Annotated in this window: 28 protein-coding genes and 1 pseudogene; 11 read left to right on the forward strand and 18 right to left on the reverse strand. The window is 73.5% G+C overall.

The window, feature by feature from the left end:
- Window positions 1–133: 133 nt before the first annotated feature.
- The 6 genes from AB0R04_RS34545 to AB0R04_RS34570 form a co-directional block, all read right to left on the reverse strand.
- Complete coding sequence (locus AB0R04_RS34545) at window positions 134–1417, reverse strand: sugar ABC transporter permease (RefSeq protein ID WP_363377549.1); 1284 nt, start codon at window positions 1415–1417, stop codon at window positions 134–136.
- Entirely contained in the window at window positions 1414–2199 is a 786-nt protein-coding gene (locus AB0R04_RS34550) for an ATP-binding cassette domain-containing protein (protein ID WP_363377551.1), read from the reverse strand. Before AB0R04_RS34550 ends, AB0R04_RS34545 begins: the two co-directional genes overlap by 4 nt.
- A 72-nt stretch (window positions 2200–2271) precedes the next feature.
- Entirely contained in the window at window positions 2272–3366 is a 1095-nt protein-coding gene (locus AB0R04_RS34555) for a substrate-binding domain-containing protein (protein ID WP_363377553.1), read from the reverse strand.
- A gap of 297 nt (window positions 3367–3663) precedes the next feature.
- Window positions 3664–4038, reverse strand: a complete 375-nt coding sequence (locus AB0R04_RS34560; protein ID WP_063352941.1) for a hypothetical protein — start codon at window positions 4036–4038, stop codon at window positions 3664–3666.
- 161 nt (window positions 4039–4199) lie between these two features.
- A complete protein-coding gene (locus AB0R04_RS34565) occupies window positions 4200–5096 on the reverse strand; it encodes a neutral zinc metallopeptidase (protein ID WP_363377555.1) in 897 nt (298 codons plus the stop codon).
- Between the two features lie 242 nt (window positions 5097–5338).
- Window positions 5339–6241: an EamA family transporter gene (locus tag AB0R04_RS34570; protein WP_363377557.1), complete on the reverse strand. Its 903-nt coding sequence runs from the start codon at window positions 6239–6241 to the stop codon at window positions 5339–5341.
- Window positions 6242–6289: 48 nt separating this feature from the next.
- Here AB0R04_RS34570 and AB0R04_RS34575 point away from each other — a divergent pair, with 48 nt between their 5' ends.
- Entirely contained in the window at window positions 6290–6898 is a 609-nt protein-coding gene (locus AB0R04_RS34575) for a MarR family transcriptional regulator (RefSeq protein ID WP_363377559.1), read from the forward strand.
- A 205-nt stretch (window positions 6899–7103) separates the two neighbouring features.
- On the opposite strand, the pseudogene AB0R04_RS34580 reads toward AB0R04_RS34575, so the two are convergent.
- A pseudogene (locus AB0R04_RS34580) lies at window positions 7104–7481 on the reverse strand (RNA-guided endonuclease TnpB family protein); the annotation flags it as partial.
- 160 nt (window positions 7482–7641) lie between these two features.
- Between AB0R04_RS34580 and AB0R04_RS34585 the strand changes: the two are divergent.
- From AB0R04_RS34585 to AB0R04_RS34605, 5 genes are all read left to right on the forward strand, one after another.
- Window positions 7642–8163 carry a DUF6328 family protein gene (locus tag AB0R04_RS34585; RefSeq protein WP_063352945.1) on the forward strand — a complete coding sequence of 174 codons (522 nt, stop codon included), beginning with the start codon at window positions 7642–7644 and terminating at the stop codon, window positions 8161–8163.
- Window positions 8164–8572: 409 nt separating this feature from the next.
- A complete protein-coding gene (locus AB0R04_RS34590) occupies window positions 8573–9220 on the forward strand; it encodes an AAA family ATPase (protein ID WP_363377561.1) in 648 nt (215 codons plus the stop codon).
- 61 nt (window positions 9221–9281) lie between these two features.
- A complete protein-coding gene (locus AB0R04_RS34595; protein WP_363377563.1) occupies window positions 9282–9806 on the forward strand; it encodes an AAA family ATPase in 525 nt (174 codons plus the stop codon).
- 535 nt (window positions 9807–10341) lie between these two features.
- Window positions 10342–13590 (forward strand): LPXTG cell wall anchor domain-containing protein, encoded by a 3249-nt coding sequence (locus AB0R04_RS34600; RefSeq protein WP_363377564.1) that lies wholly within the window; start codon window positions 10342–10344, stop codon window positions 13588–13590.
- A gap of 270 nt (window positions 13591–13860) precedes the next feature.
- Window positions 13861–14337, forward strand: a complete 477-nt coding sequence (locus AB0R04_RS34605) for a hypothetical protein (RefSeq protein WP_363377566.1) — start codon at window positions 13861–13863, stop codon at window positions 14335–14337.
- A 41-nt stretch (window positions 14338–14378) separates the two neighbouring features.
- Here the strand turns inward: AB0R04_RS34605 and AB0R04_RS34610 are convergent, their stop codons facing one another.
- The 4 genes from AB0R04_RS34610 to AB0R04_RS34625 all read right to left on the reverse strand — a co-directional run bounded on the left by AB0R04_RS34610 (window position 14379) and on the right by AB0R04_RS34625 (window position 16690).
- Window positions 14379–14873 (reverse strand): NUDIX domain-containing protein, encoded by a 495-nt coding sequence (locus tag AB0R04_RS34610; RefSeq protein ID WP_363377568.1) that lies wholly within the window; start codon window positions 14871–14873, stop codon window positions 14379–14381.
- A gap of 74 nt (window positions 14874–14947) precedes the next feature.
- Window positions 14948–15196 (reverse strand): hypothetical protein, encoded by a 249-nt coding sequence (locus AB0R04_RS34615; RefSeq protein WP_363377570.1) that lies wholly within the window; start codon window positions 15194–15196, stop codon window positions 14948–14950.
- The gene (locus tag AB0R04_RS34620; RefSeq protein ID WP_363377572.1) at window positions 15196–15390 is read right to left on the reverse strand and encodes a hypothetical protein; all 195 of its coding nucleotides are present in this window, start codon (window positions 15388–15390) and stop codon (window positions 15196–15198) included. The genes AB0R04_RS34615 and AB0R04_RS34620 overlap by 1 nt, the downstream gene beginning before the upstream one ends.
- Window positions 15391–15475: 85 nt before the next feature.
- On the reverse strand, window positions 15476–16690 hold the full coding sequence (locus AB0R04_RS34625; RefSeq protein WP_363377574.1) for a helix-turn-helix domain-containing protein: 1215 nt from the start codon (window positions 16688–16690) through the stop codon (window positions 15476–15478).
- A 180-nt stretch (window positions 16691–16870) separates the two neighbouring features.
- Here AB0R04_RS34625 and AB0R04_RS34630 point away from each other — a divergent pair, with 180 nt between their 5' ends.
- Window positions 16871–17062, forward strand: a complete 192-nt coding sequence (locus tag AB0R04_RS34630) for a DUF397 domain-containing protein (protein ID WP_363377576.1) — start codon at window positions 16871–16873, stop codon at window positions 17060–17062.
- 53 nt (window positions 17063–17115) lie between these two features.
- Here the strand turns inward: AB0R04_RS34630 and AB0R04_RS34635 are convergent, their stop codons facing one another.
- From AB0R04_RS34635 to AB0R04_RS34645, 3 genes are all read right to left on the reverse strand, one after another.
- Window positions 17116–17616, reverse strand: coding sequence for a hypothetical protein (locus tag AB0R04_RS34635; protein WP_363377578.1), 501 nt, complete (start codon window positions 17614–17616; stop codon window positions 17116–17118).
- 73 nt (window positions 17617–17689) lie between these two features.
- On the reverse strand, window positions 17690–18187 hold the full coding sequence (locus tag AB0R04_RS34640; RefSeq protein ID WP_363377580.1) for a hemerythrin domain-containing protein: 498 nt from the start codon (window positions 18185–18187) through the stop codon (window positions 17690–17692).
- Between the two features lie 173 nt (window positions 18188–18360).
- Complete coding sequence (locus AB0R04_RS34645) at window positions 18361–19023, reverse strand: TetR/AcrR family transcriptional regulator (protein WP_363377582.1); 663 nt, start codon at window positions 19021–19023, stop codon at window positions 18361–18363.
- Between the two features lie 145 nt (window positions 19024–19168).
- Between AB0R04_RS34645 and AB0R04_RS34650 the strand changes: the two genes are divergently transcribed.
- Complete coding sequence (locus AB0R04_RS34650) at window positions 19169–19870, forward strand: SDR family oxidoreductase (RefSeq protein WP_363377584.1); 702 nt, start codon at window positions 19169–19171, stop codon at window positions 19868–19870.
- A gap of 65 nt (window positions 19871–19935) precedes the next feature.
- Window positions 19936–20358 (forward strand): tautomerase family protein, encoded by a 423-nt coding sequence (locus AB0R04_RS34655; protein ID WP_063352960.1) that lies wholly within the window; start codon window positions 19936–19938, stop codon window positions 20356–20358.
- Between the two features lie 157 nt (window positions 20359–20515).
- On the opposite strand, the gene AB0R04_RS34660 is transcribed toward AB0R04_RS34655, so the two are convergent.
- Window positions 20516–21796: an alpha/beta hydrolase gene (locus AB0R04_RS34660; protein ID WP_363377585.1), complete on the reverse strand. Its 1281-nt coding sequence runs from the start codon at window positions 21794–21796 to the stop codon at window positions 20516–20518.
- A gap of 100 nt (window positions 21797–21896) precedes the next feature.
- On the reverse strand, window positions 21897–22265 hold the full coding sequence (locus AB0R04_RS34665) for a transcriptional regulator (RefSeq protein ID WP_363377587.1): 369 nt from the start codon (window positions 22263–22265) through the stop codon (window positions 21897–21899).
- Between the two features lie 111 nt (window positions 22266–22376).
- Between AB0R04_RS34665 and AB0R04_RS34670 the strand changes: the two genes are divergently transcribed.
- Entirely contained in the window at window positions 22377–23591 is a 1215-nt protein-coding gene (locus AB0R04_RS34670; RefSeq protein ID WP_363377589.1) for an MFS transporter, read from the forward strand.
- Window positions 23592–23627: 36 nt separating this feature from the next.
- Here the strand turns inward: AB0R04_RS34670 and AB0R04_RS34675 are convergent, their stop codons facing one another.
- Complete coding sequence (locus AB0R04_RS34675) at window positions 23628–24032, reverse strand: nuclear transport factor 2 family protein (protein WP_363377590.1); 405 nt, start codon at window positions 24030–24032, stop codon at window positions 23628–23630.
- 119 nt (window positions 24033–24151) lie between these two features.
- Here AB0R04_RS34675 and AB0R04_RS34680 point away from each other — a divergent pair, with 119 nt between their 5' ends.
- Complete coding sequence (locus AB0R04_RS34680) at window positions 24152–24628, forward strand: MarR family winged helix-turn-helix transcriptional regulator (protein WP_363377624.1); 477 nt, start codon at window positions 24152–24154, stop codon at window positions 24626–24628.
- Window positions 24629–24758: 130 nt separating this feature from the next.
- Here the strand turns inward: AB0R04_RS34680 and pgm are convergent, their stop codons facing one another.
- A complete protein-coding gene (pgm, locus tag AB0R04_RS34685; RefSeq protein WP_363377591.1) occupies window positions 24759–26399 on the reverse strand; it encodes a phosphoglucomutase (alpha-D-glucose-1,6-bisphosphate-dependent) in 1641 nt (546 codons plus the stop codon).
- Window positions 26400–26490: the final 91 nt, after the last annotated feature.

Genomic DNA, 26490 nt, shown 5'->3' on the forward strand with positions numbered 1-26490 from the left:
GTCCACGGCGAGCGCCATCAGGCCGACGAGCAGCAGCGGGGCGAGCACCGCGACCAGGACCGCCGCCCGGCGGATGGTGCGGGGCGCGAGGGGCGCCAGGCCGGGGAAGGGGGGCCGGGTCTTTCGGGCTTCGCTAGGTGCGGGCGGCGGTGGTGCGGGTGCGGCGGGAGAGGGAGTCCAGGACGACGGCGGCGAGCAGGACGGCGCCGGTGATCATGTACTGGATGGCCTGGGCGGCGTGGACCATGTCCAGGCCGGTGGTGATGGACTGGATCACCAGGATGCCCAGCAGCGCGGACCAGGTCTTGCCGCGGCCGCCGAAGAGGCTGGTGCCGCCGATGACGGCGGCGGCGATCGCGCTCATCAGGACGTTGCCGCCGCCCAGTTGCTTGTCGGCGGAGCCCTGCTGGGAGGCGTAGAACAGCCCGCCCAGGCCGGCCAGGAACGCGGACAGCATGAAGACGGAGATCCGCACCCGGGCCACGTTGACGCCGGCGCGCCGGGCGGCCTCCACGCCGCCGCCGACCGCGAAGATCTGGCGCCCGTAGGAGGTGCGGCGCAGGACGAAGTCGGTGAGGACGACGACGCCCACCAGCACGACCAGGGGCAGCGGCAGGCCGCGGTCCTGGTTGAGGGCGTAGGCGGTGGCGAGGGTGAGCACGGCCAGCGCGCCGGTGCGGATGGCGGTGTCGGCGGTGGAGCGGGCGGTGAGGCCGGCGGCGGTGCGCCGGCGGGCGGTGCGCAGGTGGGCGAGCAGGTAGAGGGCGGGGGCGAGGACCGCCAGGGCCCAGGCGTAGGCGATGTCGCCGTCGCCGAGGAAGGTGGTGTCGAGGGTGGCGATGAGGCCGCCGTGGCGGTTGTTGACGGTGCCGAGGTCGCCCAGGACGTACTCCTGCAGGCCGCTCCAGGTGAGCATGCCGGCGAGGGTGACGACGAAGGCGGGGACGCCGACGCGGGCGAAGAAGAGGCCGTGCAGCAGGCCCATGGCGGTGGCCGCGGCGAGGGCGGCGAGCACGGCGAGCCATTCGGCGACGCCCTGGCGCACGGCGAGGACGGCGGCGAGGGCGGCGCTGGCGCCGGCGACGGAGCCCAGGGAGAGGTCGATCTCGCCGAGGATGAGGACGAAGACGACGCCGACGGCGATGAGGCCGGGGCCGGCGATGAAGCGGGTGATGTTGGTGAGGTTGTCGGCCTGGAGGAAGTGGCCGGTGACGGACTGGAAGATGACGGCGATCAGGATGAGGCCGACGACGACGGGCAGGGAGCCGAGTTCGCCGGCGGCCAGGCGCCGGCGGGCGGCCTCCAGGTAGCCGGCGGGGCCGGCGGCCCGGGTGTGCAGGCGGGGGTCGGCACCGGGGGCCACGGGGTCGGCGCCGGGGGCCGCGGGGGTGTCGGCGGGGGTGCTGGGCGTGGTCATGCGACGTCCTCCTCCTCGGTGTGGCGGGCCTGGCGCCGGGCGTGGGCGTTGTCGGTGGCTCCGGTGATGGCGGAGACGATCTGCTCCTGAGTGGTGCCGGCGACGGGGAAGACGCCGTTGTTGCGGCCCAGGCGCAGGACGGCGACGGTGTCGGCGACGGCCCGCACGTCGGCCATGTTGTGGCTGACGAGGACGACGGCCAGGCCGCGTTCGCGCAGCCGCTCGACGAGGTCGAGGACCTGGGCGGTCTGTTCGACGCCGAGGGCGGCGGTGGGCTCGTCCAGGATGACGAGGGCGGGCTCGCCGACCAGGGCGCGGGCGATGGCGACGACCTGGCGCTGGCCGCCGGAGAGCGCGGCGACGGGGGTGCGCACGTCGGGGATGCGGATGGCGAGGGTGTCGAGGAGTTCGCGGGCGTGCTGCTCCATGGCGACCTCGTCCAGGAGCCCGTGGCGGCGTTTCTCGCGTCCGAGGAACAGGTTCGCGATGACGTCGAGGTTGTCGCACAGGGCGAGGTCCTGGTAGACGGTGGCGATGCCGAGGGCCTGGGCGTCCTGGGGGCGGGTCAGGCGCACGGGCTCGCCGTGCCAGGTGATGGTGCCCTCGTCGACGGGGTGAACGCCGGCGATGGTCTTGACGAGGGTGGACTTGCCGGCGCCGTTGTCGCCGACGAGGGCGAGGACTTCGCCGGGGTGGACGTCGAGGCCGACATCGGTGAGGGCCTGGACGGCACCGAAGCGCTTGGAGACCGAGCGCAGCTGGAGGACGGGTGCGCCTGTCACATGAACCTTCTTCTGCGGTGGTGGACTTGGACCCGGGTCGAGCTGGGCGGCTGGGCGGCCGGGCGGGCCGGGCTACTTGAGGCCGGCGGCGGCGCAGGCGGCGGCGTAGTCGGCGGTGCAGATGTCGGAGACCTTGTAGAGGCCGTCGGCGACGACGGTGGTGGCGATGTTGGCCTTGGTGACGACCTTGGCGTCCAGGAACTTGGCGGGGATGGCCTTGTCGGTGGCGCTGTCGACGGTGGCGGTGGCGACGGCCTTGACGTCCTTGCCCTTGAGGAGGTCGACGGCCAGTTCGGCGGCGGAGTCGGCGAGCGGGCGGTAGGCCTTGTAGATGGTGAAGGCCTGGTCGCCGTTGACGATGCGCTGGATCGCGTCGAGGCCGGCGTCCTGGCCGCCGACGGGGACCTTGATGCCGGCGCCCTGGAGTTGGGTGATGATGGCGCCGGCCATGCCGTCGTTGGCGGAGTAGACGGCCTGGAAGCCGTTCTTGCCGAGCTGGGTGACGGCGGCACCGATCTTCTGGCCGGCGATGGTGGCGTCCCACTGGCCGGACTGCTCGTAGACGATCTTCTTGACCTTGGTGTCGAGGATCTTGTGGGCGCCGGTCTTGAAGTCGGCGGCGTTGGGGTCGGCCTCGTCGCCGTTGATCATGGCGACGTTGGCGTCGGCGGCCTGCGGGCCGAGGGCGTCGACGAGGGCCTGGCCCTGGAGTTCGCCGACCTTCTCGTTGTCGAAGGAGGCGTAGGCGGCGACCGGTCCGGTGGCCAGGCGGTCGTAGGCGACGACCTTGACGCCCTTGGCGGCGGCCTCCTGGACCCAGCCCTGGGTGGACTTGGCGTTGAAGGGGTCCAGGATGATCACCTTCACGCCCTGGGCGAGGAGGGTGTCGAACTGCTGCTTCTGCTTGGCGGCGCTGCCCTCGGCGTTGTTGTACAGGACCTTGCAGTCCGCGCACAGGGCGGCGACCTTGGCCTCGACGAAGGGGCGGTCGAAGGATTCGTAGCGGGTGGAGGAGGCGTTCTCGGGTAGGAGCAGCCCGATGGACTTGCCGTCTCCGGAGGCGGCCGCGTCCTTCTTGTCGCCGCCCGCCTTGCCGCAGGCGGCCATGGACAGGGCCAGTGAGATGCCGGTGGTGGCGATGAGGACGCGACGCAGTGCTGCGTTCATGGGGGTGCCTCTCCCTGACGTCGCCGCGGCTCTGCGGCGGGGTGGGGGGAGTTAAACCTGAACGCGTACATGACGTCAATAAGTAAATTCAGACTGCGGGCGATGCGCCTCTACTCGTTATCTTCATGAACACTGACGGGGAGTTGAAACCTGGAGGAAGCTCCAAATGACGGAACGGCGGTGCCCGTTGCGGGGCCCGCCGTTCAAGAGTCGATCAACCTGTCGAGGTGTCAGGGAGTGGGGCGCCCGCCGCCCCCCGTGCGGCGGGCGCCCCCGTTCGGAGGTGGTTCCGGTGTGTCAGGGGCGGTCGAGGGTGATCGAGTTGATCGGGCCCAGGTCGTACCAGACGCCGTTCTGCGCCGGGATGTCGTAGACGCAGCTGCCGCCGCCCGAGCCCTTGCACAGGTGGGCGTGGGCGCCGCCGGACTGGTTGTTGAGGACCCAGTGGTTGCCGTACTGGTTGCTCAGGTTGTGCGCGCCGTAGCTCCAGTACACCTCGCTCGGGGCCGAGGCCGGGTTCTGGTTCTGCGGGTAGACGCAGACCGCCCCGTACGGACAGCCCGCCCAGGAGCCGTCGGCGGCGCCGGCGCTGCCGGCGCCCAGGGTGGTCAGGGTGGTCAGGGCCGCGGTCGCGAGGGCGAGGGTGGCGACGGCGTGGGTGATCCTGCGCATGGATGGTTCTCCCTTGGCTGGTGAGCGGCCTGACGTGGGGTCCGGCCGGTGCTCAGCAGCCTAGGAACGCGGGCGCGGCGGCGGTCCCTGACATCTGACAGGGGCGCGCCGCCGCACTCCGGAAGCCGGTTCACCGGCTCGCTGGCCTAGAGCTCGCTGGGCTAGAGCTTGCCGAAGGTGTCGCACTGGGCGAGGTCGCCGGTGCGGTAGCCGGTGGTGAACCAGGTCTTGCGCTGCTCGGAGGAGCCGTGGGTCCAGCCCTCCGGGTTGACCCGGCCGGTGGCCTGCTTCTGGATCCGGTCGTCGCCGACGGCCGCGGCCGCGTCCAGGCCCTGGGCGATGTCCTGGTCGGTGAGGGAGGCGATCAGCGGCCGCCCGGTGGAGGGCTGCGGGGTGGTGGTGGCGTGGTGCGCCCACACTCCGGCGTAGCAGTCGGCCTGGAGTTCCAGCTTCACGGAGGCGCTGTTGGCGCCCTGGCGGTCGCTGCCCACCTTCTGCATGGTGCCGAGGAGGTTCTGGATGTGGTGGCCGTACTCGTGGGCGACGACGTAGGACTCGGCGAAGGGCCCGCCCTTGGCGCCGAAGCGGGCCGAGAGCTCGTTGAAGAAGCCGAGGTCGAAGTAGGCCTTGCGGTCGCCGGGGCAGTAGAACGGGCCGACGGCGGAGCTCGCCGGGCCGCAGGCGGTGGAGACCTGACCGGTGAACAGCACCGTCTCGGCGTTGCGGTACGCGGTGCCCGTGCGCTTGGGCAGTTCGGCGCGCCAGAACTCCTGCACGCTGTTGGTGACCGCCACGATCCGGCAGTCCTGGCGCCGGTTGGCGTCCGCGCCGGTCTTGCAGGCCTGCTGCACCTCGCCGGCGGTGTGCGCGCCGTTGGAGGTGGTGGAGCCGCCGCCGGAGGACAGGCCCAGCAGCTGGGGGTCCACGCCCAGGACGACCGCGAACAGCACGACGATCAGGCCCACCGCCCCGCCGCCGATGGCGACCTTCCCGCCCGGGATCCCGCGCCGGTCGTCCACCTGCGAGGTGTCGAGGTCGCCCTGGTCGTCGAACTGCATGCCCCTGCCCGCTTCTGTCATGTTTGTCAGTACTGGTGACGGTCTGTGCCGGTGACGGCCCGCCCAGCCTACGGGCAGCGGGCGCCGGCGCGGCGCAGCGGGGGCGCGGGCGGCAGGAGCCGGACGGGGGCGGGGCCGGGGCCGGGCGGCGACTGCGGAGGTGGCGATCGGGCACCGCTCCCCCGAGGCCGCACGCGCCGCCCTGGATCACCATCTGACCCGGCCAATGGGCTGACGATTCGTCAACTCCTGATGCGGATAACGGATTCGGCCGCGACGGAGACCTCGGCAGGACGGGCGGGCCCGCGGGGGCGGCCGAGCAGGACGCCGGCCAGGACCAGGGCCAGCCCGCACACCTGGCGCGCGCCGAGCCCCTCCCCCGCGAGGCCGGCGCCCAGCAGGACGCCGGCGAGCGGGTTGAGCAGGCCGAGCAGCCCGACCGTGCCGGCCGGCAGGTGGCGCAGGCCCGCGAACCAGAGGGCGAAGGCGAGGGCGGTGGCCACCAGGGCGACGTAGCCGAAGGCCGGGAGTGTGCGGGCGTCCATCGCCGGGGGCGCGCCCTCCGCGGCGGCGGCCAGAGGCAGCAGCATCAGGCCGCCGGCGGTCAGCTGCCAGGAGGTGACGGCCAGCGGGTCCGCGCCCTCGCGCCAGCGGGCGGCCAGCACGTAGCCGACGCAGGAGACCAGCATCGCCGCCACCGACGCCGCCAGCCCCGCCCTGCTGACCGCGCCGCCCGCGCCGAGCAGCGTCAGCGCCACCCCGCCCAGGCCCACCACCGCGCCGACCAGGTGGGCGCGGTGCGGGCGCTGCCCGGCCAGTGCCCAGGCGGTGAGCAGCATCGCCAGCGGGGAGGCGGCCATGACGGTGGCGGCGGTGCTGGTGGGCAGCAGTTGGGAGGCGAGGTAGAGCAGGACGAAGAACACCGCGGTGTTGAGCAGTCCGAGCAGGGCGCTGCGCCACCACCAGGGCCCGTGCGGGCGGCGGCGGGACAGGATGAGCAGGACCAGTCCGGCGGGCAGGGCGCGCAGGGCCGCGCCCCACAGGGGCCGGTCGGCGGGCAGGTAGGCGTGGGTGACGTAGTAGTTGGCGCCCCAGGCGAGTGGCGCGACCGCGGTCAGCAGGACCCACCGCAGATTGGCTTCCATGGAAGGCAATATACCTTCCCGGGAAGGTACTGGCGGTAGGATGGCCCCATGGAGCACCAGCAGCACCCCCGGACGCCCTCCCTGCCGGGCGCGGACGCCGACCACGTGGCGCTGATCCAGGCCGCGTGGCGGCGCGAACGCCCCGACCTCGACGTCTCCCCGCTGGCCGTCATCGGCCGCCTGCACCGCCTCGCCGCCCGGCTGACCGGCGAACTCGCCCTGGTCTACTCCCGCTACGGCCTCGGCGAGGGCGACTTCGACGTCCTGGCCGCGCTGCGCCGGACCGGCGCCCCCTACGAGCGGGCCCCCGGGGAACTCGCCGCCCACACCATGGTCACCACCGGCGCGATGACCAAGCGGATCGACCGCCTCGAACGCGCCGGACTCGTCACCCGCCGCCTCGCCGAGGGCGACCGGCGCGGGCGCGTCGTCGCCCTCACCGACGCCGGACTGCGGCTGATCGACGAGGCGTTCACCGCCCACCTGCGCAACGAGCACCGCCTGCTCGCCCTCCTGTCCCCCGAGGAGGCCGCCGCCCTGCAGACCCTCCTCACCGCCTGGCAGCACCGCCTGGACGGCACCGCGCCGGACGGCACCGCACCGGACGGCACCGCGCCGGACGGCGGGCCAGCACAATTTGACTGCTCCCCCGGCTGACGCCGGGGATTCCGGCTTCTGTCGGGTGGATTGGTGACTCAGGCCGCCTTCCGGGACGGCGTCCCGGCAGGTCTTCTGCCATCAGCGTCAGCCGGGTTCAGACCTGCCCGATTGAGCATCACGTAAGCGGAGTTCTTGTCCCTGGGGGACACGGCTCCGCACGTGGTGCAGGTATAGGTGCGCAGTCCCAGCGGCAGTGCGTGCTTGGCATCCCGGCCCGCTGCCGCATCGGCAGCCGGGCCTTGACGTCCTTGAGTGCCTTCGCCCGGGACTTGGCGAAGTCCCGGATGATCTGCTGCTGCGGAACGCTGGAGCCCTCGCGCAGCCACACCGTGGCGGCGCGGGCCTCGGTCAGCATCCTGTCCAGCTGCCCGGGGCCGCACGTCGCCTGCTCCGCGCCCTCGGGCAACGCCCGGTTGCGGACGTGGGCCTGACGGGACTTGGCGACGCACTCGTTCCAAACCCACCGGCACCGCCCCCACTCGCCCAGTAGGCCGGCCTGAGCAGTAGCCGACAGGCGCAGCCGGTAGGTGTACCGGGTATGCCCGGTACACCCGTCCGTGTCCTGCGCCGTGATCGCCATGACCGGCAACATAGCCTGACGGTCTGACAAAGGTGCTTGGACCGGGGCGGTGGACACCGGCCCGGTGAGCGGCAAAACGGCCGCTCCCGACCCGCCACGCGGAAAACCGAGCTCCTCCCCGACCTGAAAGCCGGGGCATCCTCCGACATCAAGGTGACGCATGACCAGCACCCCGCCGCCGCCCCAGCCCGAACCCGGGCCGCCCGTCGCCCCGTCCCCGTCCGGCCCGGAGAGCCCGGGGGCCCGGGCCGACCGGCGGCTGGTGGAACTGCTCCAGGAGCTGCGGGTGCTGCAGACCGGCGTGCAGATCGTGTTCGCGTTCCTGCTCGGGGTCGCCTTCACCCCGCGCTTCGCCACCCTCACCGACGGCCAGCAGGACGTCTACGTCACCACCCTGCTGCTGGCCGTCATCTCCTCGGCCGTGTTCGCCACCCCAGTGGCACTGCACCGCGGGCTGTTCCGCCACCCCGGCAAGGCGCGGATCGTCAAGGTCTCCGTCCACATCGCCCAGTTGGGCTTGGTGCTGCTGGCCTGCGCGCTCACCGGCGCCGTGCTGCTCGTCCTGGACGTCGTGCTCGGGACCGCCACGGCTCTGGCCATCACCTCCGTCGTCGCGCTGATCTTCGCCGGGCTGTGGTTCGTCCTGCCCTGGGTGGTGCGCCGCCCGCTGCACGACGACTGAACCGGACACGGATCCGCCCCCGACCTCGACCCGGCCGCCGTCGCCGACCTCGTCCTCGTCCTCGTCCTCGACTGCTATGTGACCGCGCTGAGCCGCTGGCTGGCCAGCGACGCCGCCTTCCCGCTCGCCGACGCCCTGCTGGCCAGGCTCGCCGTGCTCGCCGCCGACTTCGGCCCGCCGCGCGACGCCTGACGCCTGACGCCCGCTTCCGCCTCCCGCGACCCGCTTCCCGTCACCCGCGCCGCGCCGGGGGCGGGCGCGGCGCGGGTGACGGACGGGACCGGGCCGGGGCCGGCTGTCGGGCGCCGGGGGCCAGGCGGGGAAGGCCCACACCTCCCTCACCCCTCAGAGCCCGCCCGCCACCGAAACCGCTTACCGCCCCACCCCGCGCGGCGGGTACCGTGCCCGGATGCACAGCAACGACACCAACGGCGGCGGGAGCGCCAACGGGGACGGCAACGGCAGCGCCCCCACCTGGGACGTCCTGCTGCTCGGCGGCGCCTCCGGCCTCGGAAAGAGCCGCGCCGCCGCCGAACTCGCCCGGCACAGCGGCGCGTTCGTGGTCGAGTTCGACGACGTCGTCGCCGCCCTGCACGCCGCCACCACCGCCGAGGGCCACCCCGGCCTGCACCACTTCGACGGCCTCGACGACCCCGACGCGCTGCCCGCCGACCGCGTCCTGGAACTGCAGATCGCCACCGCCCGCGCCCTGGACGACGCCCTGCTCGGCGTGGTGCGCAACCGCCTCACCGTCGACGTGCCCGCGATCGTCGAAGGCGACTACCTCACCCCGGCCGCCGCCGCCCGCGCCGCCGCCGAGGCCGCCGGGCAGGGCCGCGTCGTGCGCGCCGTGTTCCTGCACGAGGGCGACGCGGCCGGCATCAGCGCCAACTACGCCCGGCGGGAGCCCGACTGCGGCCCGCAGGAACGCCGCGCCGCCGTCAGCGCCCGCTACTCCCACTGGCTCGCCGACCAGGCCCGCACCCACCACCTGCCCGTCCTGGACTGCCGCCCCTACCCCACCCTCGCCGACCGCCTGCTCCGCGCCCTGGCCTGAGCTGGCCTGACCTGGCCTGACGTGGCCTGACGTGGCCTGACCTGACGAAAGGGGTCCACAGGTGCTGATCGTGGTGAGCGGCGGGCCGGGCAGCGGGAAGACGACGCTGGCCCACGCGCTGGCACAGGCCCTCGGCTGCCCGGCGGTGTGCCGGGACGAGCTGAAGGAGGGCCTGGTGCACGCGGGCACCCGGGCCGGGAACCCCGACGAGGCGGTGCGCGCGGCGTTCTTCGACGTCCTGGAGGTCCTGGTGCGCGCGGGGGTGAGCGTGGTGGCGGAGGCCGCGTTCCAGGACCGGCTGTGGCGACCCGGCCTGACCCCGCTGGCCGAGCACGCCGAACTGCGGATCGTGCACTGCCGGGTGGACCCGGCAGTGGCCCGCGCCCGGATCCGGGCCCGCCTGACGACGCACCCGCGCCGCGCCGCGCACGCCGACCGCGCGCTCCTCGCCGCCCCGCCCGGCCCGGGCAACCTGCTGGACGACTTCACCCCGCCGTCCCTGCCGGTACCGCACCTGCACGTGGACACCACCCACGGCTACCGGCCGCCGCTGGCGGACATCGCCGCCTTCGCCACCAGACCCTGAAGCCGACTGTCCGTCAGTTCGCCAGTGAGCCCGGCGGCTTGCCGGGTCAACTCTGCTCAGCAACAGGCTAGTTCAGATTCCCGCAGGCGTTCGACGGGCTTCGCGTGGACGGCGGCTCCGCCGACCTGCCGCGCCCGGCCGTCCGTTTGCGGGCAGCGCGCGAGGGGGAAGACCCCGCGCCGGGCCCCGCTTGCAGGCGAGACGCCGTGACCGCCGTGACCGCCGTGGCGTCGGCCGTCACTCCGACAGCCGTACTCGGCGGTCCGTCCGTCAGATTGTCAGCTCGCTCGCATGGGCCGCCGGGATGACTTCTCCCGCGCGCCGGATCAGCCCGGATAACACGGACGACATAGTCAGTTCGTCACCTTACGGCCGCATTCATGCCGTCATCCAAGAGTCCCGCGAGCACCCTGGGGAGTCCCCGATGCCCGAAATCAGACGCCACTGGGGCTTGGCCCGAGCCTTCGAGGCACCAGGAAGAGCCCTGGCCCGACCGTCGAGGAGGGCGGGCTCGACACGGCGCGGCTGGACGGGAATGCTGGCAGCCGTGCTGATGCTGGCGCCGGCGCCGCTCGTCCCTCTGCTGGCCGCCCCCGCCGCGCACGCGGCTCAGACGTGCCCGGCCGATGCCGGCTACACCGACTGCCTGTCCTTCGCCTACACCGGAAGCGACCAGGACTTCACCGTCCCCACCGGGGTCTCCTCGATCAGGGCGAAGGCCTGGGGCGCGGGTGCGGCCGCCGACGGCGACACCGCCGCAGCCGACCGCGACCACGCGAACCGGCCGGGCGCCGCCGGCGCCTACGCGACCGCGCTGCTGGAGGTGACGGCCGGACAGCGGCTGACGGTGGTGCCGGGCCAGGGCGGGCGGTCGCGTCCCGACGGCCCGGACTCCCCGGCGGCCCGCAGCGGTGGCGCCTCCACCATCCGGTCGGGCCAGTCGCACACCCCCGCGGACACCCTGCTGGCAGCCGACGGCGGCACGGCCGGGGCCGGGGCCGGTCCTGAAGACGGGTCGCAAGGCCTCGCCCCTCACGTGACCGAGCGCCAGTACGTCACCGGGGCGGCCTTCGGCGGCTTCGCGCCGTCCATCGCGGGCGTCAACAGCACCGACACCAGCACCAACACCAGCGCCGACGCGGCCAAGAGCGGCGGCGGCCACAGCGGCGACGGCGGCAACGGCCTCGTCGTGCTGGAGTGGAAGGACCCCGGCACCGGCGCCACGACAACGCAGGCCGACCCCTCACCGGCCGCGACGCCCACCGGCCGGAGCAGCGCTCCAGGAGCCCCGTCCCCGGAGGCCGCGCCATCCGCAGCGGCCGGTCCGGCCGGGCCGAGCAGCGCGGCCGCCCCGCCGAGCGCCACCCCGCTCGGCCGCCTGCCCCGGGCACCCGGCGACCCCCTGGACTGCACGGGCAACACGATCTACGCCATCCAGCGCGGCTCCTCCACCGCCGCGAACGGCACCCTGCTGGCCCTGGCCGCCGGCAGCGTCGGCGGATCCAGCGTGACCGCGACGACGGTCAGCACGCTCCCCGCCGGGTCGGGCTTCACCAACGCCCTCGGGATCACCGACGGCGGCACCGCCGCCTACGTGGTCGACCAGACCCCGACCGTCGCCGGGTCCGTCAACGTGTACGGCTACAACGCGGCCACCCAGACCTGGACCACGTACATGGGAACCGCCGGCGCCACCACCGACTCCTTCGTCTCCGGCGCGGTGGACCCGGTCAACGGCGTCTACTACTACGCCAGCTTCGAGCCCGGCACGGCGACCACGCCCGGCGTGGCCACCCTCTACGGCTTCAACACCACCACCAACACCGCGATCCCCGGCGTGATCGCCACCTTCGACCTGCCCGTCACCGGCGCCTCCGGCCCCAACGGCGACATCACCTTCGACGCGGGCGGCAACCTCTACGCCCTCTCCTCCGTCGGCACCGACGCCGCCATCGGCCGGGTCGCCGGGCCGATCCCCACCACCGGGTCGGCCACCGGCGTACCGCTGACCGACACGGTGCTGAGCACCCTGCCCAACCCGGACAGCAACTCGTTCAACGGGGCGGCCTTCGACAACGCCGGAATGCTCTACATCGAGTTCGCCTCGGGGACCACCACCTTCCTGGAGCAGCTCAACCCGAACACCGGCGTGATCACGGCCGGGCCCACGCCGTACTCCAACAACGCGTTCCTGTCCGTGGACCTCGGCGCCTGCTCCACCAACCCGACCCTGGCCCTGCAGAAGAACATCGTCGGCCGGTTCGCCTCGTCGACCACGTCGAACGACCAGTTCAACCTGGCGATCACCGGCGGCGGCATCACCCAGGGCAACACCGCCACCACGACCGGCACCAGCACCGGCATCCAGACACCCCCCTCCGGCCCGGTCATCGCCGTGTCGGGAACCACCTACACACTGACCGAGACCGCCGCCTCCGGCAGCCTCGCCAACTACACCACCGCCTACGACTGCGTCGACACGGCCAACGGCAACGCCCCGGTCGCCTCGGGCACCGGCGCGACCACCTTCAACCTGCCGTTCCCACCCACGGTGGAGGGCAAGAACAGCCCGCTGGTGGTCTGCACCTTCACCAACACACCCGTCCCCGCGACGCCCGCACTCACGATCATGAAGACCGCGTCCCCGACCACGGTCACGGCCGTCGGGCAGGTCGTGGACTACAGCTTCCTGGTGACCAACACCGGCAACGTCACCCTGACCAACGTCACCGTGAACGAGACCGCGTTCTCCGGCAACGGCACCCCGCCCGTGATCACCTGCCCGGCCGGCGCCGCCTCCCTCGCCCCCAATACGTCCGTGACCTGCACCGCCCCCTACACCGTCACGCAGGCCGACATCAACGCAGGCTCGATCACCAACACCGCGACGGCCACCGGCACACCGCCCACCGGCCCGCCGGTCACCTCACCGCCCTCCAACGCAACCGTCACGGCAACCCCCAACCCGGCGCTCACCATCGTGAAGTCGGTGGATGCGACCGAACTGACCGGCGTCGGCCAGGTGCTGCACTACTCCTTCCTGGTGACCAACACCGGCAACGTCACCCTGACCAACGTCACCGTGAACGAGACCGCGTTCTCCGGCAACGGCACCCCGCCCACGATCACCTGCCCGGCCGGCGCCGCCTCCCTCGCCCCCAATACGTCCGTGACCTGCACCGCCCCCTACACCGTCACGCAGGCGGATGTCGACAGTGGGAAGGTCACCAACACGGCGACGGCTACGGGCACTCCGCCCACCGGTCCGCCGGTGACGTCCCCGCCGTCCTCGACCAGCGTCCCGAACACCCCGGCCCCGGCGCTCACCGTGGTCAAGTCGGCCTCGCCGACCACGGTTTCGGCCGTCGGGCAGGTCGTCGACTACAGCTTCCTGGTGACCAACACCGGGAGCGCCACGCTGACCAATGTGACGGTGAACGAGACGGCCTTCTCGGGCAGCGGCACTCCGCCCGTGGTGACCTGCCCGGCCGGCGCGGCCTCGCTCGCACCCGGCACGTCCGTGACCTGCACCGCCAACTACACCGTCACGCAGACGGATGTCGACAGCGGGAAGGTCACCAACACGGCGACGGCGACGGGCACTCCGCCCACCGGTCCGCCGGTGACCTCCCCGCCGTCCAGCGCGACGGTGACCGCGAAGCCGCCGCACGGCCACCTGCCGAGCACCGGAGCGAACACCCACCTGGCCGGGCTGGCGGGGAGTCTCCTGCTCCTCGGCGGCGGGCTGGCATTGGTGACGCGCCGCAACCGTCGTCGCTGCTAGCAACGACGGCTGACGGCGGCGGTCCCCGGAGCACAGGCTCCGGGGACCGCCGCCGTTCTGCGCCCGTCCGTCGCCCGTCCGTCGTCCGTCCGGCTCGTGGGCGAGGGGCGGGCGACGGAGCGATCCTCAGCCGAACGGATGAACCCCCGCCACCGCCAGGCCCGCCGAGCCCGCACCGCCTGCGCCGGCACGGTAAGACAAGCCGGGCCCCTCCGCGGTGACACCGGTGTGATCGTTCCTGGCGCCACCCACAGCCCAAGGAAGTAAGAGATGCACGAAACGAAGCCCAAGGCCCGAACGGGTGCCGCCGTCGGCATCACACTGCTCGCCCTCACCGCCCTGTCCGGCTGCCGCCAGCCCCACAACGGCGGCAGCCAGGACGTACAGGCCGCTACGGCGGCGCCCTCGGGGGAGGCTGCGAACAGCGGTGAGATCGCCGTGCTGGAGCAGCCGACACTGCCGCCGCCGTCGTCCGTCGCCAACGACCAGGAGAAGCGCAAGCAGGTCGCCATCGGCACCTGCGAGGCGACCAAGGACGGCTGGCGCGCAGCCGGCACCGCGGTGAACCCCGGCGGCCGGGACGCGGATTACCGGATCGTCGTCTACTTCACCTCGGCGAAGGCCACGGTGCTCGCCCTCGGCGACACGGCGGTGAACGTCAAGGCGGGGCAGAGCGGCGCGTGGGAGGTGCGGCAGACGTTCCACGCGCCGCAGGGAACCCTGTGTGTCCTGCGGGGCGTCAGCTGAGCGCCCATCGGGTGTCGGCGGGGTAGCTGCCGCCGGGCGGTCTAGCGCGGCGGGGGCCGGTTCTCGTCGCAGGTGGTGCGTTGGCCGTGCAGGAGGAGGGGGACGGCGCGGTTGGCGAGCGCTTCGGCAGCGCGGGCGGCCTGGGCGGGGGCCATGACGTCGGGGAGTTCATGGGCGGGGACGAAGCGGGCGCCGAACAGGCCGCTGCGGTGCCGGGGCGGGACGGTCAGGCGGGTGTCATCGCGCACCGTGCCGCCGTCGAAGACCAGGTTGAGGCGCTCCAGGTAACGGTCGGCGGGGGTGAAGTCGACCGCGAGGACGTCGGCGAGACGCAGGTCGAGCCCGGTCTCGGCGTGGAGGTGACGGGCGGCCGCGAGGTGCGGGGGCTCGTTGGGCTTCGCGGCTCCGCCCGGGAGGATGAGGCCGTCCATGTAGTCGGGGTCCACGAGCAGGACGTCGCCGCGCGGGTTGCGCACGAGGACGAGGCAGCCGAGCCGGCACACCGGCGGCTTGGCGAGCAGACGGGGGTCACGCATCGGGGGTTCACTTCCTGAGGGCGGCAAGGAGTACGAGGGAGAAGCCCGCCCACCACAGCAGGCGGACCAGGAGTTCAGCCGTCACGCGTCAGACGCTCGTAACGCAGGCCCTTGCGCAACAGGTCGACGACCCGCAGGAGTTCGGACGGACGGGCGCAGCCGAGGCCGATGAGGTAGCAGCCCGTCCTGCGGCCGTGCTCCCAATCCACCTCGACGGACGGCAACTTCACCCCGCCCAGGGCGAGGGCGGTCGTCAGGTCGTCCAGGACGTCGGCCGCCTGCCGCCGCTGGTCGACAGTGGCGCGGTAGACCTTCTCCCCCATCACGCCCCCACCTGCCGCCGCACCTCGAACCCCCGCCACGCACTGAAGGCGGCGGAGAACGAGGAGAAGGCGGCCAGCTCACCCGAGGTACCGCTGCGCAGCCACTCCCCCGTCGTCTCGTTCCGCACCCGGTAACACCGGCCCTCCGGGTCCCAGCGGACCCCGTAGCCGTGGAGCTTGATACCAACAGTCATCTTTTGACTCCTCTCTGTATTCGTACGGAGAGGTTCTCGTGGCCGCCACGCCATCAACAGGGACGGAACGTCCTAGTTTTGGGATCTAGTCAGCCAGCCCCAGAGAACGGGCAAGCCGCCTCAGGCCGGGCGGACGCGCCGGCCCCGCCCACAGATCGGAGACGATGGCCACGGCGAGGGTGTGGTGCCGCATCCAGCCCGGCGCTACTCGCTGGAGCTTCTCCAAGGTCGCCACCGCTCCCGCCGCGTCCCCCATATCCGCATACGCGCGCGCTACGTCCAGGAGCAGCCAGGTCCGCCAGGACACCGGGGTGTCGTTGCTGAGCCGGATTCCCTTCGCGAGCCCCAAGGCTTCCTCCGGCCGGGCGAATTGGACCGCGAGCCGAACCCGCTCGATGCGCACCGAGGAGCTGTTGAACACGCTGACCATACGACCGTCGGCCGAGGTAGGAAGCTTTGAAAGGCGTCTGGTCGCCTGCTCTGCGGTCAGCATCATCTCGGATGCCCCGTCATAGTCGCCGCTCCGGGCCGTGCTGGTCGCTGCGGACATGATCAGTCCGCCCCACACCTTGAGTCCCTCCGCCTTCGACGAGTGCTCGCTCTCCACTCCGTCCGCTGCGTGGATGGCCAGCGTCTGCGCGTCGCCGAGCCGGTTCTGACGCTGGTACGCCCAGGCCACCGAGTTGCAGATCATCGCCCCCAGCAGCGGGTCTTCCGCCGAGTCCGCTGCCGCTATTGCCCGTTCGAGACTGGACAGGCCGAGATCCGTCTTCCCGAGACGGATCGCGAGATGCCCGCCCAGTTGGAGAGCCTTGCCTAGCGCATGGTTACCGGCCAGGCGGTCCTCGCCGCGGCCCACGGCCGCGGCGAGGCGGGCATCCGCGATTATCGCCGGCAATGTCTCCATGACCCTGCCGAAGTCGGCCGCGTGATAAAGGGTCCAGGCCTCTGCGATCTCGCCACGCAGCAGCGGAATCGACAACTTCTCCACGCCGTCTGCCACCGGCAGCGGCGTGAACAAGGGCGGCATGATCGCCCGCCGCACCGCGACCAGGCCAGGCGGGTCCGCATCACCTGTCGACGGCACCGCCGGTGGATCGCCCAGAAGCGCAGTCAGTTCAACGCCAAGCCCCTTGGCCAGCGCGTGAAGTGTCGGAAGCCGCGCCGAATGCTTCCGCAGCTGCTCAAGTTTCCGAACCACATCCACCGACACGCCCGACTTCTCAGCCAGGCCCTCCTGCGTCAGATCGGCCAAGCGCCGCAGCCGCTTGACCCGATCCCCAAGATGATCGCTCGCCATGTTTCCGACACTACGCGCACGCACGCCCCGACCAGCGCGAGTTGCCAACCCCGCACCCCAGCTCACCACCCCGCGCGCCGCCGCCCCTGCCCGGGGGCGGCGGCCGGGAAGCCTAACCCGGCGCCGGAGTGGGAAGTCATCCCCATCGACTTCCCACTCCACCCGCAGGAGGCAACCGCGATGGGCACCAGCTGGCGCAAGAGCACGTACAGCGGCGGGTCAAACGGCTGCGTCGAGGTCGCCGACGGCTTCACCGGCCTCATGCCCGTCCGGGACTCCAAGGACCCCGACGGGCCCGTCCTCCGTTTCCCCTCCGCCGCCTGGCGGGCCTTCGTCGCCGCCGTCAGCGCGGGCGAGTTCGACGACCGGTAGTGGCAACTCCTGGGTGGGATGAAGGAGCTGTCGGGTCCGGGTGACCGCGTGCGTCAGCGGGCGGGGGTGTGGGCAGCGGGGCGGACGGCGTCGGGCAGCAGGTGGAGTTCGTAGGGGGTGTAGCAGTCCGACATCTCGCCTCCGACCACGGCGCCGCAGCGGCAGGCGCGGTTGGGCGGGCCGTCGCCGGGGGCTCCGCAGCAGCCGGGTGGGCCGCTCGTTGTCGCGTGCCCGGTGAGGCCGGTCCCGTCGTCGGGGTGCAGGACGAAGGTGTTCCGGGGCCCGGCCGAGACGACGACCATTCCGTCGAAGTCGCTGATGCACGGGCCGCCGGGGTAGGCGGGGGGACAGCTGTCCTGGTCCTCGGCCGGGACGAACGGCGGCCCGTACGGCTGCGGATCGACGGCGTAGTGACCGCGGGGCATGGTGGGCGGGGCCTGTCGGCGGCCGTTGACGAGCTCGCCCTCGAACAGGTGCCGGGCCGGAACCGCCGGGAGGGGCTCAAGGTCGGCCGTGAGGGCCTCGCCGCAGGCGGCGCAATGAAAAATCGTCATCGCGGCATGTCTACAGCGCCGGCCCTCACCTCGCAACGGGATTCCGCTGCCCCGCCGGGCGGGGGCTCGCCCGTCAGCCGAAGCGGAACACCTTGTCGGGCCAACTGCTGTCGGGCGTCGCGCCGTCGAGGGCCTCGCTGATCGTCCGTTCCTCGTAGGCGAAGTGGGATTCCATGATCGCCGTGAGGCCGTCGAGTTCGCGCCCGACCGCTTCCAGTCCTTCGCCGGGCGGTTCGGCTGATTCGGCCGATTCGGCGGCGCGGTCGGCGAGTTCGCGCACCCTGGTCAGGATGCCGGCGATCATCTCGTGGTCCTCGACGAGTTTGGCGACCGTCCCGGCGAGCTGCGGGCGTTCGCGCACCAGCTGGGCGAACATGCCCTCGTCCTCGCCCTGGTGGTGTGCCGTCAGCGCGGCACAGAAGGCCAGGCAGTGGGTGCGCAGCGTGTCGCCGTCCGGGCGGCGCTGTCCGATCCCGGCCCTGATCCGGCCGACCTGGCGGCGCAGTTCCTGGTGTGCTCGGGAGAGTTGAAGACTCAGGGCGACCACGCGGTCGCCGTCATGGGAAGCCACGGGAGGCGGCCCCTTCGGTTCCGCACCTCCATGCCTGACGCTGTCCGCCACCGGCACGCGATGCTGCCGTCATCCGACCACGGGTCGCGGCGCCGGGGCAAGCGCCGCCGCGGCAGCGGCCGGCAGCCCCGGGCCCGAGCGGGCGGGCCGGGGGCGGCGCGACGGCCCCGGCCCTACGCGGGGCCGGCGGGGCCGGTGGGGGTGGTGGGGGCGGCGGGGCCGGCGGGGGCGGCGGGGGTGGTCAGGCGGTGGCGGGCGGCGGCGAGGAGTTCGTCGGACAGGGCCGGGTCCTCGCTGGCGCGTGCCAGGAGGAGCGCGCCGACCATGGTGGACAGGTCGGCGAGGGCGCTCTCGCGTTCGGCGGCGTCGGGCAGGTGCTGGAAGCCGTCGGCCAGGTCGCGCAGTCCGGCGGTGAAGGCGGTGCGCAGCGGGGAGCCGGGTTCGGCGCGGGCCGCGTCGGCGGCCAGGGCTGCGGCGGCGCAGCCCTGGCCGGGGTTGTCGCGGTGGAGGGTGGAGAGGTAGCGGGCGAGGAACTCGGCGCGGGGGGTGGGGTGTTGGGGAGCGGCCGGGTCGGGGGTGGGGTCGCCGGTGGGCGGGTGGTCGGCGAGGCGGTCCATGGCTTCGCGGCGTTCGGTGAAGGCGGCGGTGAGGGCTTGGGCGACGAGGTCGTCCTTGGAGGCGAAGTGCCGGTAGAAGCCGCCGTGCGTCAGGCCTGCGGCGGCCATCGCCTGGGGGACGCTGACCTGGTCGGAGCCCTGCTCCCGGATCAGTCTGGCGGTGTGGTCGATCACCTCCTGGCGGTGGCGTTCGGCCTCGGCCCGTGACACGCGGGGCATGCCTGCGTTCCTTTCCTCGTCCTGCGGTGGTGGTGGTCCTACTTTCCCATCCGGGCTTCCCCATCCAGTTTAGATGATGGTAATAATCTAAACGTTGCGGTGCCCCGGCTGCGGGCACCGCCTTCCGAGAGCGAGGAACACGCACATGACCGTGATCGACAGCTCCACCGCCCTGGTCACCGGAGGCCTGCGCGGCCTCGGCCGGGCGTTCGTCGGGGAACTGCTGGCGCGCGGCGCGAAGAAGGTCTACGCCACCGCCCGCACCCCCGTGCCCAGCGAGGACGCACGGGTGGAGGTCCTCGCCCTGGACGTCACCGACGACGCCTCGGTGGCCGCCCTGGCCGAGCGCGTCCAGGACGTCGACCTCGTCTTCAACAACGCCGGCGTCCTGTACCCGGGAGCGCTGCTCACCGCCGACCTGCGGCAGGTCCAGGAGACCTTCGACACCAACGTCCTGGGCCCGCTGCGCATCGCCCGGGCCTTCGCGCCGGTGCTGGCGGCCCGTGGCGGCGGGGCGCTGGTCGACATCCACTCCGCGCTGTCCTGGGGCGCGGGCGCCGGCGCCTACGGCGCCTCCAAGGCCGCCCTGTGGTCCCTGACCAACTCCCTGCGCCTGGAGCTCGCCGCCCAGCACACCCAGGTCGTCGGCGTACACCTGGGCTTCGCGGACACCGAGATGGTGGCGGCCCTGCCCGTCGACAAGATCCCGGCCGCCGAGGTGGCCCGCATCGTCCTGGACGGCGTCGAGCGCGGCGATCGCGAAGTCCTCGTCGACGACCTCACCCGGGCGCTCAAGTCCGCGCTCCCCGGCCCGGTGGAGGGCCTCACCATCCCCATCCGCCGCTGAACCGCACCCCGCCGAAACCGCCGAAACCCGCCGGCCACCGCCGGCCGACACCGAGGAGAACACCCATGCCGCTGTGGCACGTCTACCACCCTCCCGGCACCTACACCCCCGGGCAGAAGCAGCAGCTCGCCGCCGACATCACCGGGTTCTACACCCGCTTCGGACTGCCGAAGTTCTACGTGATGACGCTCTTCCACGAGATCGGCGCCGACTCCTTCCACGTGGGCGACCAGCCCGCGCACGACGCGGTGCGGATCGTGGTCGAGCACATCGCCCGGCACACCGAGGACCCCGACCTGCGCAAGCGCACCCGGGAGGCCCTCGCCGCCCTCCTCGCGCCCCACACCACCGGGCGCGGCCTGTACTGCGAGTTCCACATCGACGAGACGCCCCGGGACCTGTGGATGATGGACGGAATCTCCCCGCCCCCGCCCCAGAGCGAGGCCGAACAGCTGTGGGCCCGCGAGAACCGCCCAATCCCCTACTGATCCCCTGCCGGCCTTCTACTGACCTCCTGCCGATCTCCTGTCGACGGACGCCCCGGCACGGCGCCGCCGCGAGAAGTCGGACAGGCCGACTTCCCACTCCAGGACCCACCGACCCGGCACCCCGCGGGCGGTGGGTCCTGGCGGGTTCAGGCGGGTTTCAGGCGTCGAGGGTGATCTCGGGGTAGCGCGGGGAGGGGGCGTCGAAGAGGGTGGTGGGGCGGCGGCGCAGGTGGAGCTGGAAGTAGGCGGTGAGGTAGGCGCGTTGGGCGGTGACGGCGCGCAGCGGGTCGCCGGTGCCGAGGAAGTGCTCCAGCTGGTCGGCGGGCCAGGCGATCACGTCCTGCCCCTGGGGGACGAGGAGTTGGAGGTCGGTGTAGGACAGGTGGCCGGAGCGGGTGAGGGTGAGCCGGCGGCGCCAGCCCGTCAGGTGGGGCCACAGGGTGTCCCACATGGCGTCGCGGGCGGGGCTGGCCCAGGTGGAGGCCATGAGCAGCAGGGGGCGCGGCTGGTCGGCGGTGGCGCAGGTGCCGAAGAGGGGGCCGTCGAGGACGGCTCCGGCGCGGATGCGGGGGTCGTCGTGGAGGGCCTGGGCGGTGGTGGCGCCGCCCATGGAGTGGCCGAACATGGCGACGGCGTCCGGGTCGAGGGCCTGGGCGAGGCCGGCGGGCAGGGGGCGGTGGTCGGCGTCGGGGTCGGCGCCGGCGGCGAGGTCGGTGAGGCGGTCGAGGACGAGGCGGACGTCGGCGGCGCGGTAGGCGACGATGTCGGCGTCGGTCATGGCCTGGACGGCGGCCTTGTCGCGTACTTCCAGGCGGTGGCCGGGGAATTCGATCTCGCCGGCGTCGAAGGTGTGGTCGACGGCGGCGACGACGTGGCCGTGGGAGGCGAGTTCCTCGGCGAGGGCGGTGTTGAAGGCGGAGTCGCCGCCGGAGCCGTGGGAGTTGAGGACGACGGGGTGGCGGCACCCGGTCTCGGCGGGGGCGTCGGTGTGGGCGTGGGTGGTTGGCCAGTCCAGGCCGGCGGCGGGGACCTGGAAGTAGGCGGTCTCCAGGTGGGCGGTCTCGGCGGGGCTCATCCAGGGGGCGCGGGGGTGGCCGGCGACGCAGGCGGCGGGGTACCAGAGGCGGGTGCGCAGCTCGCGCGGGCGCGGGGTGGGGGCCCAGCGGTCGGGGCGGGCGGGGTCGACCAGGTGCAGGGTGGTGGTGCCGACGGGGTGGGGCCCGGTGGGGGCGGGCAGCACCAGGCGCGGGGGCCGGCCCAGGGGTGAGGGCGGGGCGGCGGCGCGGGTGGCGGCGCGGGCGGGGGCGGTGCCCGCGGCGGTGAGCAGGGCGGTGGCGGCCAGGGCGGCCAGGGCGCTGCGGCGGCCGATGCGCGGGGCGGTCGCGGCGTACGGGGTGGTCACGGGGTGCGGAGTGGCAGCGGTGTGCGGGGTGGTCATGGGCCCACGGTGGCGGGTCGGGCCCTGCGGGCGCGTCGGGCCGGCGCAGGAGCGCCGGGCGGCGGGTACGACCGTGGGCATAGGCCCCGGGGCGCAGGCCTCAGCCGGAGACGGCGGGCCCAGCGGGCGAGGCAGGCGCGGCAGGGGCGGCAGGCGCGGCGGTGAGGAGGGCGTCGAGCAGGCCGGGGAAGCGGGTGTCGAGGTCGGTGCGGCGCAGGCTGACGAAGCGGTTGCGCCCGGCGACGCGGGTGGTGGTGACGCCGGCCTCGCGCAGGACGCGCATGTGGTGGGAGACGGTCGACTTGTGGAGGTGCTCCAGGCCCAGGTCGCGGGGGGCGCAGGAGTGTTCGGCGCCGTCGGCGTAGCTGAGCAGCAGGGTCATCCGGACGGGGTCGCCGAGGGCGTGCAGGACCGTGACGAGGTCGATGTCGGCGGTGGTGGGCTGGGGCAGCCGCTCGTCTTCGGTCATGGCACGTGATCCTCGTCGGGTGGACATTGGTTTGACAATCATCCACCCATCCCTAGTGTTTGACGAGCGTCAAACTGTTGCCCTATCGTCAAACAATCGGGGGGCTTTGCCATGCCCGTACGCCTGCTCCTGCTCGCCCTCGGCACCTTCGCCATGGGCACCGACTCGATGGTCGTCGCCGGCATCCTCGGCCCGATCGCCGCCGACCTGGGGGTGTCCGTGCCGGCCGCGGGCCAGCTGGTCACCGTCTTCGCGCTCGGCTACGCGCTGCTGGCCCCGGCGCTGGCCGCGCTCACCGCCCGCTGGCCGCGCCGGCGGCTGCTGCTGACCGCGCTCGCGGTGTTCAGCGCGGCCAACGCGCTCAGCGCGCTCGCCCCCAGCTACGGGCTGCTGCTGGCCACCCGGGTCCTGGCGGCCGCCGGGGCCGCGCTGTACACGCCGACCGCCAACGCGGTGGCCACCACCCTGGTCGCCCCCGAGCGGCGCGGACGGGCGCTGGCCACCGTACTGGGCGGGATGACGGTGGCCACCGCACTGGGCGTGCCGCTGGGCACCTGGGTGGGGCGCGGCGACTGGCGGATGACGATGTGGCTGGTCACCGCGCTGGGCGTGGCGGCGCTGGCGGGGCTGGCGCTGCTGCTGCGCGACCTGCCGGCGCCGGTGGCGGCGCCGGGGCTGCGGGCGCGCCTGGCCCCGCTGGGGCAGCGGCGGGTGCTGGGGGCGGCGGCCACCACGCTGGCGTTCTTCCTGGCCTTCCAGTGCGTCTACATCTACCTGGCCACCGCCGTCTCGGGGGCGACCGGAGGCGACGCGGACCGGCTGAGCCTGGTACTGCTGACGGCGGGCGTGATGTCGGTGGCGGGCAGCTGGCTGGGCGGGCGCCTGGTGGACCGGGTCGGGGTGCGGCGGGTGCTGCTGACCGGCTCGACGGTGGCGGCGGGCGCGTTCGCCGCGCTGCCCTGGCTGGGGCGCAGCATGCCGGGGGCGCTGGTGTACGCGGCGGTGGTGCCGCTGGCGGGGTGGGCGGTGTCGGTGGCGCTGCCGCACCGGCTGGCGTCGATCGATCCGGGGAACGCGCCACTGCTGATCTCGCTGAACAGCAGTGCGCTGTACCTGGGGACGGCGGCCGGAGGCGTGGCGGGCAGTGCGGCGATCGCGGCGCTGGGCGGGCGGTGGTTCCCGTTCGCGGCGGCGGGGCTGGCGCTGGTGGCGGCGGTGACGGCGGCGGCGACCACGCGGGACGCGCGGGCGGGTGCGCCGGGGGCGGCGGGGGCGGCGGAGGAGGAGGTGGCGACGGTGCCGGCGCCGGCACCGTCGCGGCCCTGATCCTCGAACAGGCGGGGCTCTCAGCGGGCGGGGGTCTCAGCGGGCGGAGCCGAGGTTGCGGTCGGCCTCGGCTCCGGCGAGCAGCAGGGTGGTCTCCTCGATGCGACGCAGGCGTCCGCAGGGGGCGTACCGGCCGAAGAGGTAGACCTCCATGGAGACCCGGGTGCCGTCGGTCTTGAGGACGTCGACGGTGTGCCGGGTGGCGGTGCGGTCGCCGTCGTGGAGTTCCTCGTGGACCTGGACGCGGCCGGAGGCGACCACGGCGCGCAGGTGGCGGATGTGGTCGGTGAAGGCGGCGCGGTCGTCCCAGCGGCCGTCGGTGCGCTGGCGGTAGTCGGGGGTGAAGTGGCGCTCGACGGCGGTCTCCAGGTCGAGGCCGGGGGTGAAGAGCAGGTCGTCGAGGGCGGCGGCGATGGTGGTGCGGGGGGCGGTGGCGGGCATGGGGGTTCCCTTCTCGGAATCCGGCAATGCGTGCGTGGCGCACGCTTCATGGGATGAGCGTACCCCAGGAACGCGTGCGCCGCGCACGCTATGATCGGGGGGTGGACCACTCCCCCGAAATCCCCGACCCCGAGACCAAGACCGACCCGGAGGCCGCCCCCGGCCTCGGGGACGCCGTCGCCCAGGCCCTGGCCGTCCTGCTGCGCCGCCCCGCCCGCGCCGCGCTCTACCGGCGCCTGACCGAGGGCCTGGGCGAGGCGGTGGACGAGGTCACCTACCCCGTGCTCTCCGGCCTGGCCCGCACCGGGGCGCGCAGCGCCGCCGACCTGGCCGCCGAGATCGGCCTGGACCGCTCCGGGGTCAGCCGCCGTGCCACCCGCCTGGAGGAGGCCGGGCTGCTGCGCCGCGAGGCCGACCCGCACGATCAGCGCGCCACCCTGCTGACCCTGACCGGCGCGGGCGAGCGCACCGTGGCGGTGATGCGCGGGCGCCTGGCCGGCGGCATCGAGGAGGCGCTCGCCTCCTGGCCGCCCGGGGAGGCCGAGGCGTTCGCCCGGTCGCTGCGGCGCTTCACCGAGCAGGGCCCGTTCGGCTGAGCACGCGGCGAAAGGGCTAAGGGGCGGCGGAGCTAAGCGGCGCGCGGGACAGCGCCGTGAGGGCGAGGGCCCGGAAAACGCGGGTGCCCCGGGCCGGGGAACCGGTCCGGGGCACCCGCGGGCGCGGGGATCAGGCGCCGAGGACCTCGCCGACCAGGGCGCGGGCCTCCTCCTGCACCCGGGCCAGGTGGCCGGTGCCGAGGAAGGACTCGGCGTAGATCTTGTAGACGTCCTCGGTGCCCGAGGGGCGGGCCGCGAACCAGGCGTTGTCGGTGCACACCTTGATGCCGCCGATCGGCGCGCCGTTGCCGGGCGCCTCGGCCAGCACCGCGGTCACCGCCTCGCCGGCCAGTTCGCCCGCGGTGACCTGCTGCGGGGAGAGCCGGGCCAGGCGGGCCTTCTGCTCGCGGTCGGCCGGGGCGTCCACGCGGGCGTAGGCGGGGGCGCCGTGGCGCTCGGTCAGCTCCCGGTAGTAGGCGCTGGGGGTGGCGCCGGTGACGGCGGTGATCTCGGAGGCCAGCAGGGCCAGCAGGATGCCGTCCTTGTCGGTGGTCCACACCCCGCCGTCGCGGCGCAGGAACGAGGCGCCGGCCGACTCCTCGCCGCCGAAGGCGATCGAGCCCTCCGCGAGCCCGTCGACGAACCACTTGAAGCCCACCGGCACCTCGACCAGTTCGCGCTTGAGGTCGGCGGCGACCCGGTCCAGCATCGAGGAGGACACCAGCGTCTTGCCGACCGCGGCGTCGGCGGGCCAGTCCGCGCGGTGGCGGTACAGGTAGTCGACGGCCACCGCCAGGTAGTGGTTGGGGTTCATCAGGCCGCCGTCGGGGGTGACGATGCCGTGCCGGTCGGCGTCCGCGTCGTTGCCGGTGGCGATGGCGTACTCGTCGCGGCGCCCGATCAGGGAGGCCATCGCGGACGGCGAGGAGCAGTCCATGCGAATCTTGCCGTCCCAGTCCAGCGTCATGAACCGCCAGGTCGGGTCGGTGACCGGGTTGACCACCGTCAGGTCCAGGCGGTGCGTCTCGGCGATGCGCGCCCAGTACGCCACCGACGCCCCGCCCAGCGGGTCCGCGCCGATGCGCAGCCCGGCCGCGCGCACCGCGTCCAGGTCGAGGACGGCAGGCAGGTCATCGACGTAGGTGCCCAGGTAGTCGTGGCGCCCGGTGGTCGCCGCCGCCAGCGCCCGCGCGTACGGGACGCGCTTGACGCCGCGCAGGCCCTCGCGGATCAGCTCGTTGGCGCGGTCCTGGATCCAACCGGTGGCCTGCGAGCCGGCCGGGCCGCCGCTGGGCGGGTTGTACTTGAAGCCGCCGTCGCGCGGCGGGTTGTGCGAGGGGGTGACCACGATGCCGTCCGCCAGCGCCCGGGGGCTGCGCCGGTTGTGGGCCAGGATCGCGTGCGAGACCGCGGGCGTGGGGGTGTAGCCGTCGGCCGCGTCCAGCAGCACCTGCACGCCGTTGGCGGCCAGCACCTCCACCGCCGTCACCTTCGCCGGCTCCGAGAGCGCGTGCGTGTCGGCGCCCAGGAACAGCGGTCCTGCGATGCCCTGTTGGGCCCGGTACTCGCAGATCGCCTGCGTGGTCGCGGCGATGTGGTCCTCGTTGAACGCGGCGTCCAGCGAGGACCCGCGGTGGCCCGAGGTGCCGAACGCCACCCGCTGGCCGACCTCCTGAGGGTCCGGGTTCAGCGCGTAGTACGCCGTCACCAGCCGCGCCACATCCACCAGGTCATCCGGCTGTGCCAACTGCCCGGCCCGTGCGTGTGCCATCCGTCTTCTCCCGCCAACTTCCCGTACGCGTCCTTGCCCCGTGCCACCGATCGTAGCCAGAACGCGACCGTGCCCCGAACCGCGAGGCGGG

The organism is Kitasatospora sp. NPDC056731 (genome assembly GCF_040687675.1).
Classification (GTDB): Bacteria; Actinomycetota; Actinomycetes; order Streptomycetales; family Streptomycetaceae; genus Kitasatospora.

What these genes read in the sequence shown, in the direction of transcription:
- AB0R04_RS34545 (WP_363377549.1), bottom strand. Translation starts at nt 1,417, where the DNA reads ATGACCACGCCCAGCACCCCCGCCGACACCCCCGCGGCCCCCGGCGCC.
- AB0R04_RS34555 (WP_363377553.1), bottom strand. Translation starts at nt 3,366, where the DNA reads ATGAACGCAGCACTGCGTCGCGTCCTCATCGCCACCACCGGCATCTCA.
- AB0R04_RS34560 (WP_063352941.1), bottom strand. Translation starts at nt 4,038, where the DNA reads ATGCGCAGGATCACCCACGCCGTCGCCACCCTCGCCCTCGCGACCGCG.
- AB0R04_RS34565 (WP_363377555.1), bottom strand. Translation starts at nt 5,096, where the DNA reads ATGCAGTTCGACGACCAGGGCGACCTCGACACCTCGCAGGTGGACGAC.
- AB0R04_RS34570 (WP_363377557.1), bottom strand. Translation starts at nt 6,241, where the DNA reads ATGGAAGCCAATCTGCGGTGGGTCCTGCTGACCGCGGTCGCGCCACTC.
- AB0R04_RS34575 (WP_363377559.1), top strand. Translation starts at nt 6,290, where the DNA reads ATGGAGCACCAGCAGCACCCCCGGACGCCCTCCCTGCCGGGCGCGGAC.
- AB0R04_RS34585 (WP_063352945.1), top strand. Translation starts at nt 7,642, where the DNA reads ATGACCAGCACCCCGCCGCCGCCCCAGCCCGAACCCGGGCCGCCCGTC.
- AB0R04_RS34590 (WP_363377561.1), top strand. Translation starts at nt 8,573, where the DNA reads ATGCACAGCAACGACACCAACGGCGGCGGGAGCGCCAACGGGGACGGC.
- AB0R04_RS34600 (WP_363377564.1), top strand. Translation starts at nt 10,342, where the DNA reads ATGCTGGCAGCCGTGCTGATGCTGGCGCCGGCGCCGCTCGTCCCTCTG.
- AB0R04_RS34605 (WP_363377566.1), top strand. Translation starts at nt 13,861, where the DNA reads ATGCACGAAACGAAGCCCAAGGCCCGAACGGGTGCCGCCGTCGGCATC.
- AB0R04_RS34610 (WP_363377568.1), bottom strand. Translation starts at nt 14,873, where the DNA reads ATGCGTGACCCCCGTCTGCTCGCCAAGCCGCCGGTGTGCCGGCTCGGC.
- AB0R04_RS34615 (WP_363377570.1), bottom strand. Translation starts at nt 15,196, where the DNA reads ATGGGGGAGAAGGTCTACCGCGCCACTGTCGACCAGCGGCGGCAGGCG.
- AB0R04_RS34620 (WP_363377572.1), bottom strand. Translation starts at nt 15,390, where the DNA reads ATGACTGTTGGTATCAAGCTCCACGGCTACGGGGTCCGCTGGGACCCG.
- AB0R04_RS34625 (WP_363377574.1), bottom strand. Translation starts at nt 16,690, where the DNA reads ATGGCGAGCGATCATCTTGGGGATCGGGTCAAGCGGCTGCGGCGCTTG.
- AB0R04_RS34630 (WP_363377576.1), top strand. Translation starts at nt 16,871, where the DNA reads ATGGGCACCAGCTGGCGCAAGAGCACGTACAGCGGCGGGTCAAACGGC.
- AB0R04_RS34635 (WP_363377578.1), bottom strand. Translation starts at nt 17,616, where the DNA reads ATGACGATTTTTCATTGCGCCGCCTGCGGCGAGGCCCTCACGGCCGAC.
- AB0R04_RS34645 (WP_363377582.1), bottom strand. Translation starts at nt 19,023, where the DNA reads ATGCCCCGCGTGTCACGGGCCGAGGCCGAACGCCACCGCCAGGAGGTG.
- AB0R04_RS34650 (WP_363377584.1), top strand. Translation starts at nt 19,169, where the DNA reads ATGACCGTGATCGACAGCTCCACCGCCCTGGTCACCGGAGGCCTGCGC.
- AB0R04_RS34655 (WP_063352960.1), top strand. Translation starts at nt 19,936, where the DNA reads ATGCCGCTGTGGCACGTCTACCACCCTCCCGGCACCTACACCCCCGGG.
- AB0R04_RS34660 (WP_363377585.1), bottom strand. Translation starts at nt 21,796, where the DNA reads ATGACCACCCCGCACACCGCTGCCACTCCGCACCCCGTGACCACCCCG.
- AB0R04_RS34665 (WP_363377587.1), bottom strand. Translation starts at nt 22,265, where the DNA reads ATGACCGAAGACGAGCGGCTGCCCCAGCCCACCACCGCCGACATCGAC.
- AB0R04_RS34670 (WP_363377589.1), top strand. Translation starts at nt 22,377, where the DNA reads ATGCCCGTACGCCTGCTCCTGCTCGCCCTCGGCACCTTCGCCATGGGC.
- AB0R04_RS34675 (WP_363377590.1), bottom strand. Translation starts at nt 24,032, where the DNA reads ATGCCCGCCACCGCCCCCCGCACCACCATCGCCGCCGCCCTCGACGAC.
- pgm (WP_363377591.1), bottom strand. Translation starts at nt 26,399, where the DNA reads ATGGCACACGCACGGGCCGGGCAGTTGGCACAGCCGGATGACCTGGTG.